At 56.9% G+C, this 13,050-nt stretch carries 17 protein-coding genes; 6 read left to right on the top strand and 11 right to left on the bottom strand.

The features are described 5' to 3' along the window. Positions 1–107: 107 nt before the first annotated feature. On the top strand, positions 108–755 hold the full coding sequence (locus SynBIOSU31_RS09745) for a L,D-transpeptidase (protein WP_186489566.1): 648 nt from the start codon (positions 108–110) through the stop codon (positions 753–755). Here the strand turns inward: SynBIOSU31_RS09745 and hisIE are convergent, their stop codons facing one another. Continuing rightward, complete coding sequence (gene hisIE, locus SynBIOSU31_RS09740) at positions 756–1,424, bottom strand: bifunctional phosphoribosyl-AMP cyclohydrolase/phosphoribosyl-ATP diphosphatase HisIE (RefSeq protein WP_186489564.1); 669 nt, start codon at positions 1,422–1,424, stop codon at positions 756–758. A 68-nt stretch (positions 1,425–1,492) separates the two neighbouring features. Between hisIE and SynBIOSU31_RS09735 the strand changes: the two genes are divergently transcribed. Further along, the gene (locus SynBIOSU31_RS09735; protein ID WP_186489562.1) at positions 1,493–1,984 is read left to right on the top strand and encodes a 6-carboxytetrahydropterin synthase; all 492 of its coding nucleotides are present in this window, start codon (positions 1,493–1,495) and stop codon (positions 1,982–1,984) included. Here the strand turns inward: SynBIOSU31_RS09735 and clpB are convergent, their stop codons facing one another. After that, positions 1,985–4,600 carry an ATP-dependent chaperone ClpB gene (clpB, locus tag SynBIOSU31_RS09730; RefSeq protein WP_186489560.1) on the bottom strand — a complete coding sequence of 872 codons (2,616 nt, stop codon included), beginning with the start codon at positions 4,598–4,600 and terminating at the stop codon, positions 1,985–1,987. Between the two features lie 140 nt (positions 4,601–4,740). On the opposite strand from clpB, the gene SynBIOSU31_RS09725 reads away from it, so the two are divergent. The 3 genes from SynBIOSU31_RS09725 to SynBIOSU31_RS09715 all read left to right on the top strand — a co-directional run bounded on the left by SynBIOSU31_RS09725 (position 4,741) and on the right by SynBIOSU31_RS09715 (position 5,765). After that, entirely contained in the window at positions 4,741–4,956 is a 216-nt protein-coding gene (locus tag SynBIOSU31_RS09725; protein ID WP_186489555.1) for a hypothetical protein, read from the top strand. Between the two features lie 80 nt (positions 4,957–5,036). Continuing rightward, complete coding sequence (locus SynBIOSU31_RS09720; protein ID WP_186489554.1) at positions 5,037–5,222, top strand: hypothetical protein; 186 nt, start codon at positions 5,037–5,039, stop codon at positions 5,220–5,222. A gap of 300 nt (positions 5,223–5,522) precedes the next feature. Next, positions 5,523–5,765 carry a hypothetical protein gene (locus SynBIOSU31_RS09715; RefSeq protein WP_186489553.1) on the top strand — a complete coding sequence of 81 codons (243 nt, stop codon included), beginning with the start codon at positions 5,523–5,525 and terminating at the stop codon, positions 5,763–5,765. 8 nt (positions 5,766–5,773) lie between these two features. Here the strand turns inward: SynBIOSU31_RS09715 and SynBIOSU31_RS09710 are convergent, their stop codons facing one another. Then, positions 5,774–5,932 (bottom strand): hypothetical protein, encoded by a 159-nt coding sequence (locus SynBIOSU31_RS09710; RefSeq protein WP_186489552.1) that lies wholly within the window; start codon positions 5,930–5,932, stop codon positions 5,774–5,776. Between SynBIOSU31_RS09710 and SynBIOSU31_RS09705 the strand changes: the two genes are divergently transcribed. After that, complete coding sequence (locus SynBIOSU31_RS09705; RefSeq protein WP_255477187.1) at positions 5,920–6,297, top strand: hypothetical protein; 378 nt, start codon at positions 5,920–5,922, stop codon at positions 6,295–6,297. The two genes, SynBIOSU31_RS09710 and SynBIOSU31_RS09705, sit on opposite strands and share 13 nt — an antisense overlap. A gap of 37 nt (positions 6,298–6,334) precedes the next feature. On the opposite strand, the gene SynBIOSU31_RS09700 is transcribed toward SynBIOSU31_RS09705, so the two are convergent. The 8 genes from SynBIOSU31_RS09700 to SynBIOSU31_RS09665 form a co-directional block, all read right to left on the bottom strand. Beyond that, positions 6,335–6,502 (bottom strand): hypothetical protein, encoded by a 168-nt coding sequence (locus SynBIOSU31_RS09700; protein ID WP_186489550.1) that lies wholly within the window; start codon positions 6,500–6,502, stop codon positions 6,335–6,337. 151 nt (positions 6,503–6,653) lie between these two features. Then, a complete protein-coding gene (locus tag SynBIOSU31_RS09695) occupies positions 6,654–6,881 on the bottom strand; it encodes a Nif11-like leader peptide family natural product precursor (protein WP_186489549.1) in 228 nt (75 codons plus the stop codon). Next, entirely contained in the window at positions 6,878–7,240 is a 363-nt protein-coding gene (locus tag SynBIOSU31_RS09690) for a c-type cytochrome (RefSeq protein WP_186489547.1), read from the bottom strand. The genes SynBIOSU31_RS09695 and SynBIOSU31_RS09690 overlap by 4 nt, the downstream gene beginning before the upstream one ends. Before the next feature lie 127 nt (positions 7,241–7,367). Further along, complete coding sequence (gene petE / locus SynBIOSU31_RS09685; protein ID WP_186489545.1) at positions 7,368–7,727, bottom strand: plastocyanin; 360 nt, start codon at positions 7,725–7,727, stop codon at positions 7,368–7,370. A 35-nt stretch (positions 7,728–7,762) separates the two neighbouring features. Continuing rightward, entirely contained in the window at positions 7,763–8,770 is a 1,008-nt protein-coding gene (locus SynBIOSU31_RS09680) for an NAD-dependent epimerase/dehydratase family protein (protein WP_186489543.1), read from the bottom strand. Then, positions 8,767–9,825 (bottom strand): uroporphyrinogen decarboxylase, encoded by a 1,059-nt coding sequence (hemE, locus tag SynBIOSU31_RS09675; RefSeq protein ID WP_186489542.1) that lies wholly within the window; start codon positions 9,823–9,825, stop codon positions 8,767–8,769. Before hemE ends, SynBIOSU31_RS09680 begins: the two co-directional genes overlap by 4 nt. Positions 9,826–9,925: 100 nt before the next feature. Then, the gene (glgB, locus tag SynBIOSU31_RS09670; protein ID WP_186489540.1) at positions 9,926–12,223 is read right to left on the bottom strand and encodes a 1,4-alpha-glucan branching protein GlgB; all 2,298 of its coding nucleotides are present in this window, start codon (positions 12,221–12,223) and stop codon (positions 9,926–9,928) included. A 70-nt stretch (positions 12,224–12,293) separates the two neighbouring features. After that, complete coding sequence (locus SynBIOSU31_RS09665) at positions 12,294–13,007, bottom strand: DUF3887 domain-containing protein (RefSeq protein WP_255477186.1); 714 nt, start codon at positions 13,005–13,007, stop codon at positions 12,294–12,296. Positions 13,008–13,050: the final 43 nt, after the last annotated feature.

The following is a 13,050-nucleotide window of genomic DNA, read 5'->3' as shown; positions in this document are numbered from 1 at the left end:
GACGCACGCTTCAAGCTTCTGACAGGCCGCTGAAAACTTGGCATGCTGCCTTCACTGAACGATTGCTGGCCTTGAGGATTGCGACCTTGCTGCGCTCACGTGGTCTGATGCGTTCACTGCTCATGGGCGCAGTGCTCGTTGTTGTTTCTGGGTGTGGATCGTCGGGTCCTCTATCCAGGGAAGGCCGAGCCTCCAAGGACAGCATCCGCATTCAACTGGATGCTGCCGAGCCTTCTGCCAGCGCAGGAGAGCTGAATCAGGGACGAGAACCCCTTCGCTTCAAGGTGGGGTATGGCCGCAACGGTATGACTTGCGCTGGATCAACGTTTGAAGAGGGCTGGACACCGCTGGGCACCTTTCGTGTGAATGCAATCCTCAGTGAGGATCGCTTTGTCATGGATCCCGCCTTGGTGAAGGAGTCCGGAAAAACTGAGACCTATCTGCGCGAGAACCTGTTTCGCAACATGAGTTCCATCGATTTCAAGGGTGATGGTGAAACAGGTGAGTACGGCGAGGGTTACATCAGCCTGGCGCCCGTGCCTGCTACGCCACAGCCATTCCGTTTCAACACCTACGACGGCAAGTTCCGTTGGTATAGCTTCGCCATCCATGGCACCAACGATCCCAGCAGGGTGGGGAAATCGATCACCGGAGGCTGCATCAATGTGGATCGCAAGGTGATGGCTGACCTGCTCACAACAGTGCAGCTCGGAGATGAAGTTGTGATCAGTTCTGATTCTCCCTGCACGCCTTGATCAAGGCCTGCGCGGAGCTCCACGCCGGGCGGCCAGTACTTCCTGTACCTGACGCCAGCTGACACCGTGATGGGCCATGGCTACCTGCAGATGGAACACGATGTCAGCAGCCTCTCCAGCGATCTCGTCGGCGTTGCCGTCCTTGCAGGCCATCACAAATTCTGCACTTTCCTCACCGATTTTCTTGAGGATGCTGTTGTCACCTCCCTCCAGCAGTTTGTTGGTGTAGCTGCCCTGCTCAGGATGATCTCGGCGGTCTTCGATCACCCGCATTAACTCCGTGCAGGCGTCAGCCGGAGGTGGGAGCGCGTCTACACCACCCGGAGAACGCTGGTCGCTGTCTTCGTAGAAGCAGCTGCGAGCGCCGGTGTGGCAGGCCACATCGCCGGTCTGCTCGATTGAGACCAAAATCACATCCGCGTCGCAGTCGTAACGGATGCTTTTGACTGTTTGGGTGTGGCCGCTGGTGGCTCCCTTGTGCCAGAGCTCTTGACGCGAGCGGCTCCAGTAGTGAACTTCTCCAGTACTCAACGTCAGGTCAATGGAGTGCTGATTCATCCAGGCCACCATCAGCACCGCACCGTCCAACCAGTCCTGGGCGACCGCGGGGATCAGTCCCGCATCATTGAAACGGAGTTGATCAATGAAGGCTGATGTGAGGGGCTGCATCGGTCTGCGCGTGCTGCAGATGTAGACAGGAAGAATCCTGCCGCAGTGCCGTCCCTTCCCTCTGCCCGATGCCTCTGCCCTCCACCGGTCACACCTGCAGTAAGCATTTCGAGGGGTATCCCTGTAGCCATCGGCAGTGGCAGCACCCCGGACACTGTCGATTCGTCCACGGTTACAGCCGCAGCTTCACCGTGTGGTTCGCCGCAACTCATCTCGACCAATGTGGGTTTGTGGTGGATTTCTCCAGTCTCAGGCCTCTAGAGAAGCAGCTCAGAGACCAGTTCGATCACACCTTTTTGGTGAATAGTGATGATCCGTTGATGCAGCAATGGCAGACCCTGCATGAACAAGGTGCCCTGGACCTGCGAGTGATGGACAACGTTGGGATGGAAGCCAGCGCACGATTGGTCTGGGGTTGGGCCAACGTCTTGTTGCTAAATCGTGATGCCGGCCGCAGCTGTTGCTGGAAGGTGGAGGCTCGCGAGAATTCTGCCAATGGTGCTAGCTATGAAGCAATGCCCGATTGGTTCAGCACTGCGCACCCACAACCTGGCCAGTGATCAGCGCAGCACCAGGGTCTGTTGCTCATCGCTGCCTCCGGTTGGCTGCACATCCACAGTGACGTCATCTCCGTCGACGTAACGTCCAGCCAGGATCGCCTTGGCAATCGGTGTTTCCAGTTCGCGCTGGATGGCACGCTTGAGCGGACGGGCGCCATACACCGGGTCATAGCCGGCATTCGCAAGCCAGTCGGTGGCGTTCTCGCTGATGGTCAGACTGAGCTTGCGCTCCATGAGTCGTCGACGGAGACGGTCAACCTGCAGGCTCACGATCTGGCGCAGTTCGTCTCTGCGCAGACTGTGGAAGATGATCTGATCATCAAGCCGATTGAGGAATTCAGGACGGAAATGGCCGCGAAGGGCTTCATTCACCCTCCGTTCCATTTCTTCGTGCTGCCCGTCGTCGCCACCAAGATCAAGGATCGACTGGCTGCCGATGTTGCTGGTGAGAATCAGAACGGCATTGGTGAAGTCAACAGTCCTGCCCTGGCCGTCGGTGACCCGACCGTCATCCAGGATCTGCAGCATCACATTGAACACATCGGGGTGGGCCTTCTCCACTTCGTCGAACAGGATCACGGCGTAAGGGCGCCGGCGTACGGCTTCTGTGAGCTGACCTCCTGCTTCGTAGCCGACGTAACCAGGAGGCGCACCGATCAGACGACTCACGGTGTGCTTCTCCATGTATTCACTCATGTCGATGCGCACCATCGCGTCTTCGCTGTCGAACAGCTGAGCTGCCAGTGCTTTGGACAGCTCTGTTTTGCCGACACCGGTAGGACCGAGGAAGAGGAAGGAGGCAATCGGTCGATGGGGATCACTGAGCCCGGCGCGTGAGCGTTGAATCGCATCGGCGACGGCGGTGACAGCCTGTTGTTGACCCACAACTCTGTCGTGCAGCTGGTTCTCAAGCTCTAGAAGCTTGACCATTTCCGACTGCACCAGTTTGGCCACGGGAATGCCGGTCCATTTGGCGATCACCTCGGCGATGTCGTCTTCGGTAACCTCCTCGCGCAGCAAGGTCTTCTCCTGACCGTTGTCGTCGTCTTCGGCCAGTGCGGCCTCTTTCCCCGACAGCTGCTTCTGCAGGGTGGCCAGGGTGCCGTATTCCAGCTCTGCGGCTTTATTGAGATCGTAGCTGCGCTTGGCCTGATCCACCTGCAGTTGCACCCGCTCAATCTCCTCCTTGAGATTGGAGAGTTCATCAATCGCCCCCTTTTCCTGCTGCCATTGGGCATTCAGGGTGCTCTGCTGTTCTGAGAGTTCTGCCAATTCCCGCTCGAGTCTCTCCAGCCGCTCCTGACTGGCGGCATCGGATTCGCGGCCGAGTGAGAGTTTTTCCATCTCAAGCTGCAGGATCTTGCGATCGATTTCGTCGATCTCCTCCGGTTTGGAGGTGATTTCCATCTTCAGGCGCGCTGCCGATTCATCCACCAGATCGATGGCCTTATCCGGGAGAAAGCGGTCGGCGATGTAGCGACTGCTGAGTACTGCAGCAGCCACTAGCGAACTATCGGCGATGCGAACACCGTGATGCACTTCATAGCGCTCCTTCAGTCCGCGCAGGATCGAGATCGTGTCTTCCACCGTCGGCTGGTCCACCAGCACCTGCTGGAAGCGACGCTCAAGAGCTGGATCCTTTTCGATGTGCTGACGATGTTCGTCGAGTGTGGTGGCGCCGATGCAGCGCAATTCACCGCGGGCCAGCATCGGTTTGAGCAGGTTGCTGGCATCCATGGCGCCGCCTGTGGCACCGGCCCCTACCACCGTATGGATCTCGTCGATGAACAAAACGATCTGCCCCTCGGAGTCGGTGACCTCCTTCAGAACCGCCTTGAGTCGTTCCTCGAATTCACCGCGATATTTGGCACCGGCGATCAGTGCCCCCATGTCGAGGGCGATGAGTTGTCGGTTCTGCAGCGCCTGAGGAACGTCGCCGTTCACGATGCGCTGAGCCAGGCCTTCCACAATGGCGGTCTTGCCAACGCCTGGTTCACCAATCAGTACAGGGTTGTTCTTGGTTCGGCGGCTAAGAATCTGAATGGTGCGGCGGATCTCCTCGTCGCGGCCGATCACAGGATCCAGCTTGCCGTCACGGGCCGCCGCCGTGAGATCACGTCCATATTTCTCCAGCGATTCGTAGGTTGCTTCTGGGTTTTGGTCGGTCACGGTCTGGCTGCCACGCACGGCATCAATGGCGGTTTTCAGGGCTTTGGCGTCGGCGCCCACCTGATTGAGTAGGCGTTGTCCGCAGCGGGAATCCTCTGCTAATGCCAACAGCAGGTGTTCTATGGAGGTGTAGCTGTCTCCGTAACTCTGCTTGAGAGTTTCGGAACGATCCAGCAGGGTGTTGAGCCCCTTGCCTAGGTAAACGGATTCCGGAGGAGACTGCAGCGCCGGTTGCACACTCAGATGGGCTTCCAGGTTGCTCTGAAGAGCGGCTGGCGTCACACCGGCTTTTTCGAGGATGCGACTGGCGAGTCCGTCTTGTTCCAGGAGTGCCAGCATCAGATGCTCGGTCTCCAGTTGTTGATGGCGTCGCTTCTGGGCCAGGTTCTGGGCCGAAAGAATCGCGGCCCAGGCCTTTTCGGTGAATTGTTCGGCCGTGGGTTGCATGATTCCGTTTGTACTGCAACAACCGTATGGGGGGCATCATCCTCAAGCCCATGGGGAACCGATCCAAGTGGTTCGGTCTGCACTCCAGCCTGCGGTCAACCGATCCAGATCGGTAGGGTCCACCGAATGCTGGCAATCCCATGGTTGAGGAAAACCCTGTGAATCCGAGCTTGGTGACAAGGCTTGCGGCCAGAGTGAGGGAGCTCTATGGAGCTTCACCTTCTGACTTGGAGAGAATGTGCTGGACCGTGGTTCATGAACATCACCATGGTGCGATGCCTTCGGAGTACGACATCCGGGAGGTTGATGAGGATCTGTATTTGGCTGTGCTGACTGAGGCTCGTTTAAAGGGATAAAGGCTTGCTATGGCGTCATGGTCTAGTTGCAACTCAGGCTGCGATTGAGTCATGATTAAGCAAATCTGAAGGAGTGGGTTGTGAAGGCTGCCCCGTCCTGTCCTCTGCATCTGGGGATCCTCGATTCACCCGACTACTGGACCGATAACGCCCTGGTTGACGCCGTATCACCAGCGTCTGCTTCGGAGTGGAGGCAGTGGAGTTTGGACTCGAAGTCCACTGGAACGCTCGGCAACCAGGACTGGCTGGTTGCTGAGCGTGGCTGAATCCCCCCTTGTTCGCCAGGATGAAGGGATGAAGATACGGTCATGGCTAGCTCGGATCAGTTCTCACCTTCTTGGTGTGGTTGATGAGTATTGGGCGATGCGCGAACCGGCCCAGTACTCAGAGCAGCTTCCGTGCTGCAATTTGAAACCTGAAGTGGATGCCACCAGGCCGACCAGCAATCGTTGAGTCGGCTGAGCCGTGGCTCGTCACCCCCTCCTGTGATCCCACTTCATGTCAGCCGTGACTTGATTGCTGCCACTCTGTTCGGCTCTGGCTAGGGGTTGGAGACGACCTCATTGATGGTGAGCTGGATGTCCGTGATCAATATCTCCGGCGACATGACCCCCAAGCTTGATCGGGTGTCCGAGTTTTGGCCGCCCACGATCCAGCAGTACTGGCGGGATCAGGAGACCCGCCACAAGTCGCTGCAAGCCAAGCTCTTGTCCGAAAGGATTCGTCTTCAGAGCGCTTCTAGACCTCGCAAGCAGCTGTTCGCGAAGCGGCAAAGTTTTGTTTCTCCGTCCCATACCTTTCGGGCCTGAGGACAGGATCAGCGACAGGCGGCAAGATTGCTTTTTGCTGCCTTGAGGGCTTCTTCACAGGCCGCACGATCCTCCTTGTCGATGTCTCCCTGGCTGCCATTCAGGCGGGCTTCAAGAAACGCGATCTCTTCGATCCAGTGGTGGCGGTCGTTCGGTGCAAGGCTCATGGCTGACTGATCGTCGTTGTGTCTGTCGCACCTACCATCCCAACATCGAGAAGCTGCTGATGTCGGTTGTGGTGCCGGAAGATTTTGATTATTCAGCTTCGATCTCGTTTCTTGAAATCCGGGATCAGCTGCCATCGATCGATCCTGAAAGCCTTTCTAGACAGGATGTGCTGACGGTTCTTCTCCACCTGTTTGATCAGAAACCTGGTTTTGTTGATCGTGGTCACGATGTCAACAACACGGAAACGGCCTGGGTGAATGCCTATCTCTTCAGGCTTAGGCCAGGCAGTGACGATCAGTCGTTGGAGGGATATGTGGTCGAATGCATCGGATCCAGCGTTGATCGAATGGCCGAACTGCTCTGATGCCAGTCGTTGACGATTGGCGGCTTGGCCAGGTCAGTCACGTCTGCTGTGGTCGATCAACGAGGTCGCATTGATTGAGCCCCTGAGCATTAGGGTCGGCTTCCTGGAGTCGGTGCAGGATGTTGCGCAGGTCGGCCCCAGCCAGTTCTCCGTTGGTTTCCCATTTCAGGCTGGTCCCGCGACGGTTGTGAACGGTGTCGTTCATGAGCATTCTCGAGCGAGAGCACTTTCGTTGATCAGCAGTGCCCAGGACCGCGTCTTTCTGAAATCCTTAAAAGAAGTTCAATAGGTGTCGGTTGCTACCGCTTTTATGTGATGCGCTGCTCAGCTGAAGCGTTGTCTTCAGCCACAACGGCTCAATCAGTGCTGTTGTGAGTTCTGATTCCCAAAGCACTGCGGCTAAACCAGGTCTCCATGTTCGACACCTGATCGTCTTCGATCAAATCGAAACGATCTAAGGCGAAGTCGAGACGTCGTGCCAGAGAAACAATCTCAGCATCATTCGAGCAGCCATGCAGTTTTCGTCGAAGCGATGCACTGTGTTCGAGCGCATGGACAAAGGCATTCAGTGCTTCTCTGCTCATCGTGACCACCCTTTTTCAGCTTGTTTCTCGACGAATGCAGCCACATCATCGATTTCAGTAAGACTCAGCTTGCCTTCGTAGGACGGCATCGCATTTTTCCCATTCTCGATCTGGTATTCAATAGCTTCAATTGGATGCTGGCTGTAGGAGTCGAGGTAGGCCTGTAAGTCGGCCTGTCTCAGCGTGCGAGTGGCTCTAATCACATTGCCGCCACCCATGTGGCAAGCAGCGCAATTGCTGGAAAACAGCTGGGCGCCATGGGAAAGGTCCGGTTCAGTCATGGCGCTCACGGGTAGCGCCGCCCCGAGACTCAGGCAGAGGCTGAGAATCAGTGCCAGTGCAGAAGCAGGGTTTGGCATCCCTTGGCGTTCGTCTCTATGCCAAACCTATCCATCATCAACAACATGAAAAGACCCCAGAATGAACGTTGACAAACTGGGGTCTGAATATGTTGAAACCTGAAAAATCAGGTGTTGTCTGAGTGAATCACTCAACGATCACTTGACCAACCATGCCAGCACCGCGGTGTGGCTCGCAATAGAAATCGAAGGTACCTGCCTCAGTGAAGGTTTCTTCCCAGGATTCGCCTGGGGAGAATGCCAGGTCGGCATGGCTGTACTCGTCGTGACCTTCAAAGACGGCGTTATGAGGAGCCATCTTGTTATTGACGAACTTGACGGTGTCACCGGCTTTGATGGTGACGGAACTGGGCTCGAAAGCCAACATTCCGGAATCTGCGCCAAGTTTCACCTCAACGGTGGCTGCATTGGCAGATGCAACACCAACCGTGCAGGCGAGCACGAAGGCGAGGGTGGTGTAGAGAAGCGATTTCAGGCTCTTCAGCATGACGACTGTTGAAGTTGTCTAATTATAAGGGTATTTCATGGCAAGCCCCGCCTCGGTAAACCTGAATCCTGCAGCACTGACTCAAGATCTGCTGCATGGCTGATGTCGCCGAAGCGTTCTGGCTGGGTGACGGGTTGGTGAATGAAATGGCGTTGACGAATGGAGAAACGATCCCAGGCATTGACCTCAATCGGCAGCACTCTGATCAGTGTTTCGATCAACCAGGGCCACAGCGGGATTCCAGGGGTTCGTCGAATGCCCCGCCAGCGGCAGAGAATGGCCACTGCTTCATTCACGCTGATGGCCTTCTGACCCATCACGATTCTGCGGACAGCACCCTGGCCGGGTTCCGGGTTGCGTTGATGGGGGTGGGTGGCGAGATGGCCGCAAATTGCAGCGATGTCTGCTGCATGGATGAAGTGGAAACTGGCATCGGCTCTTAGAAATCGAGCTAGCCAGAGCCATTTGCTGGCCTCAGCGAGGCCCTCGGTGAGATAGCTCGTGGGGAAAGAGCTGCTGGCGTCGACTCGACCTCCGAAGACCAGAGTGGGAAAGACAGCAACGATTTTCTCGGCGAGAGGGTGCTCCTCCAGATCTTTGAGGCACTGGGCCTTGGTCTGGATGTATTCGGTGCCGTAGGCCAGTGCTTCGGTTAAAGGCTGCAGATGCCGATCCAGGATGCTGGCTGTCGAGAAGTAGGTGATTTGCTCGATTAAGGATGGATTGAGAAGAGACAGCATTCGCTTGACTGCCATCACATTCACCTGTTGAGCGCGCTCGGGATCGCCCCAGGCAGTGGCTGTGTGGATCACGCGATGCACGCTGGCCAGTTCGGCTTCGAAACGATCGGCCTCGCGCAGGTCGCCCACCAGAAGTTGGATGCGCGGATGATCTGCGGAAACAGCAGTGAGTTTGCTCGGATCACGCAACCAGAGCAATAGCTCGGCCTCGCTGTTCTCCAGCAGCCATGAGGTGGTGTATTGACCGACGCAGCCACTGGCGCCGGTGATCAGGATGCGTGCCGGAGTGGTGGGCTGACTCAAGCGAGAGCCCCAATGCGGTCCATCACGCTCTTGCCGGCAGTGAAGAAGGCAGCTCCGTTTTCTTCAGGTGTGCCGGGAAGGATTCCATGGCCGAGGTTGAGGATGTGGCGGCGGCCTTTGGCCTTGCGAACACAGTCATCGATTCGGGTTTCGATGGCCTTTGGGGTGCCGAACAGCAGGCCAGGATCAACATTGCCTTGCACTCCGATGTGCTCAGGCAGTCGTGCACAGGCTTCGGCCATGTCCACGGTCCAGTCGAGGGAGATGATGTCTACACCGGTCTGGGCCATCCGTTCGATCACACCGGCGCTGCCGGAGATGTAAAGGATGAACGGGGTGTCGGGATGGGTCTGCTTGACCAAGTCGACCACTTTTTTCTGATAAGGGGCCGCGAAGACGTCGTAGTCGGCTGGGCTGAGTTGCCCTGCCCAAGAGTCGAACATTTGCACTACCTGTGCCCCGGAATCGATCTGGTAGCGAAGGTAGTTGGCAATGGACTCAGCAAAATGATCAAGCAGTTTGTGCAGCATTTCGGGCTCACGGAAGGCCATGGCCTTGATCACTGCATAGTTTTTGCTGCTTTTGCCTTCCACGACGTAGGCAGCCAGCGTCCAAGGAGCCCCAACGAAACCAAGCACAGCAGCCTCATTGCCGACGCTCTCACGTAGACGACCCAGCACTTCGCCCACAAAGGGCATCGATTCGCCTGGAATCAGGGGACGTAGAGCATTGACTTGGTCGATGTTGCGGATCGGATCACCGATCTGAGGCCCTTTGCTCTCAATGATGTCGAAGTCGATCCCCATGCCAGGAAGAGGCGTGAGGATGTCGGAGAACAGAATTACCCCGTCTGGCTGGAAGGCCCTGAAGGGTTGCATCGAGATCTCATAAGAGAGATCGGGGTTCTCAGAGCGTTCGCGGAAACTGGGGTACTTGTCCCTTAGGTCGCGATAGATCTTCATGTAGCGGCCGGCCTGGCGCATCATCCAGACCGGAGGACGCTCCACCGCTTCACCGCGGGCTGCACGCAGTAACAGAGGCAGAGAGTCGCTCATCAAGCCGAAATCAAATCAGTCGGAAACCTACCTGAAGAAACCGTGCAAAAGCACTGGTTTCCAGGCAGGCTGGGCGGTTCGTCACATCGTTGGCCGCGGTTCAGTCGCTCTTGGATTGGTCCAAAGCGCTCATGCTGCGTTTCGGGTCGTGTCTGAACACCATCAGGCTTAACGGTGGCAGGCAGAGATCGAGAGAGTTGTCATACCCATGAATGCCCCATTCATCGGTTGGTTTGCCTCCCATGTTGCCCAGATTGCTGCCGCCGTATTTGGCTGCGTCAGTGTTGAAGATTTCCTCGTAAAAGCCTGCCAGTGGCACGCCCACTCGGTAGTGGGAGTGACTTTGAGGTGTGAAATTGGCAACCACAACAAGCCAGGTTCCGCTGCTGCTTTCCCTGCGCATGAAGCTGATGACTGAATGGCGATTGTCGTTGCAATCGATCCACTGGAAGCCGAATTGATCGAAGTCATCTCTCCACAAAGCAGGCTCCGCCTTATAGAGAGTGTTGAGATCGCGCACCAGGAGTTGAAGCCCCTGATGCGGTTCGTGGTTCAGCAGATCCCATTCCAAATCGCCCCACACATTCCATTCGGCTCGCTGACCGAACTCCATTCCCATGAAGATGGTTTTCTTACCTGGGTGAGTCCACATGTAGGCGAGAAGAGCGCGCGTGTTCGCGTATTTCTGCCAGTCGTCTCCTGGCATCTTGTGCAGAAGATGGCTCTTGCCGTGCACCACTTCATCGTGGCTCAGGGCAAGCATGAAATTCTCTGTGTAGGTGTACCAAATCGAGAAGGTGATGTTGTTCTGATGGAACTGACGGAACCAGGGATCAAGCTCGAAATAATCGAGCATGTCGTGCATCCAACCCATGTTCCATTTCAGGTTGAAGCCAAGGCCGCCAATATCAGTGGGCTGGGTCACCATCGGCCAGGTGGTGGATTCCTCGGCAATCGATAGTGCTCCAGGGAAATGCTGGAAAAGCACATGATTGGCTTGTTGAAGAAAACGCACCGCTTCGGTGTTCTCACGGCCGCCGTTTTCGTTGGGTAGCCACTCGCCGTCGGGTCGCAGATAGTCGCGGTAGAGCATGGAGGCCACCGCATCCACACGGATGCCATCGATGTGGAACTGGTCGAACCAAAACACCAAGTTGGCGACTAGGAAGTTGCGTACTTCATTGCGGCTGTAGTTGAAGATCAGCGTGCCCCATTCCTTGTGCTCGCCGATGCGTGGATCGGCGTGTTCGTACAGATGACAGCCATCAAAAAAGGCCAAACCGTGGCTGTCACGTGGGAAGTGACCTGGCACCCAGTCGATGATCACACCGATGCCCTCGGCATGGCAGCGGTCGACGAAAGCCCTAAATTCATCAGGGGTTCCGTAACGGCTGGTTGGGGCATACCAGCCGGTGACCTGGTAACCCCAGGAGCCATCAAAAGGATGCTCGGTGATGGGCATCAGTTCGATGTGCGTGAAGCCCCTCTCCTTCACGTATGGAATCAGCCGGTCAGCCAGTTCCGGATAGGTGAGCAGGCGCGCGCCTGGCTTGAGATCTGCGGCGGGGACCGGCGGTCGGGCGGTGCCATCGGCCTCAATGAAGGGCTCTTCCGCGGAGGCGTGAATCCAGCTTCCGAGGTGCATCTCGTAAACGGAAATCGGCTGGTCCAGCACATTGCTGCTGTCCCGGGTTTTCATCCAGTTGCTATCGGTCCAGTTGAAACCATCCAGATGGGTCACCAGGGAACTCGTGGCTGGACGCACTTCGTGCTGGAAGCCATACGGATCGGCCTTCTGGTAGCAGTGACCGTCCTGAGTACGGATTTCGTATTTGTAGAGCTCTCCTTCAGCGAGTCCGGGGACGAATAGCTCCCAGATTCCGCCAAGGCGTTGTTGCATGGGGTGCTGGCGCCCATCCCAGGTGTTGAGGTTGCCGATCACGCTGACGCTGCGGGCATTGGGAGCCCACAGGCAGAACATCACCCCCTCGACTCCGTCCTGATCGCTGCGATGGGCACCCATGCGCCGCCAGATGTGATGGTGATTGCCCTCCGCAAACAGATGGCGGTCCATTTCCCCCATCCATTCCAGACGGAAGGCCCAAGGATCGTGTTGCTCATGGGTGATCCCTCCACGGTTCACCCGGACCCTGTAGGTACTGCCTGGGTTCTGATTGACCTCTGCTTCGAAGATCCAGGGATGGTGGGGAGTTGCCATGGCGATCTCCTCTGAACCGCTCAGAAGAGTCACGCTGTTGGCTTCGGGCATCCAGACACGGATGACCCAGCCACCGTTGTCCTGCGATTGAGGGCCGAGAATGGAGAAGGGGTGGTCGTGACGACACTCCGCAAGTCGCTGGGCGTCCTCAACCATCCAGTCCTGCACAGTGATGGTCATGACGACGGAGCTTTCGTAGGCCGGGAGCTTAAGCGGAAAGCCTGCTCAAACTCCTTCCCTGCCAGGGATTTCAGACCAGATCTGCTGAGAAGTCGACGTTGATGATCTGCCCCTGGCGGTTGAAGATCACGAACAGGTTGTCGGTCATGTTGCCGAATTCGATCGTGACCAGCACCAGTTGCTGCTCATTGCTACTCGAGGCTGCAAGCGCACTTTTGATGCTCTTCACTCCCCCGAGAACCCGCTCCAGCTTCGACCACTTGCGCTTGAGGTCGGCTGGGGAGATCTCTCTTTGAAAGTCGAGGTCCAGGTAGTACCGCGCTGCGATCCAACGACCGGCATCCAGATCTTTTACAAAGTTCAATGCGGTCTGCTCGATGGGGAGCATCGTCTCGACCCACTTCCACGCCAGCAGCTGACCGTCGTCATCGAGCACCAGTAGAAGTGGCAGCTCACGGGTGCCGCTATTGGTAACAGCCACCGTTTCAACGGTCGTGTCGTCAAGACCTTGATTGATCGCGACGACTCGGTAGGACTCGATGATGGGTGCGCTTTGTAGTCGCTGGCTGATGGCCTCCACGCTGGTGGCTGCTTGCAGGGGCGACGCCAACAGTTTGAAGATCCTCTGCGCATCCTTCGTTTGGATCGATTGGAGCAGTTCGCTGGCTGCCGATTTGGCTTGGTTTGTGGTGAGATTGGTCCGCGGAGCATTGAGGGCCTGTGCAACCCTCACCTCTGCTCGGACGTTTGCCGCAGGGATCATCTCCACAGTGCAGGTGGCCATGGCAGCGGCCAGAAGACAGGAGGTGAACTTCACAGCAATCGTC

The sequence above is a fragment of the Synechococcus sp. BIOS-U3-1 genome (assembly GCF_014279975.1).
Classification (GTDB): domain Bacteria; phylum Cyanobacteriota; class Cyanobacteriia; order PCC-6307; family Cyanobiaceae; genus Synechococcus_C.
Note: the sequence above shows the minus strand (reverse complement) of the source record. Positions and strands in the feature narration are given on the sequence as shown.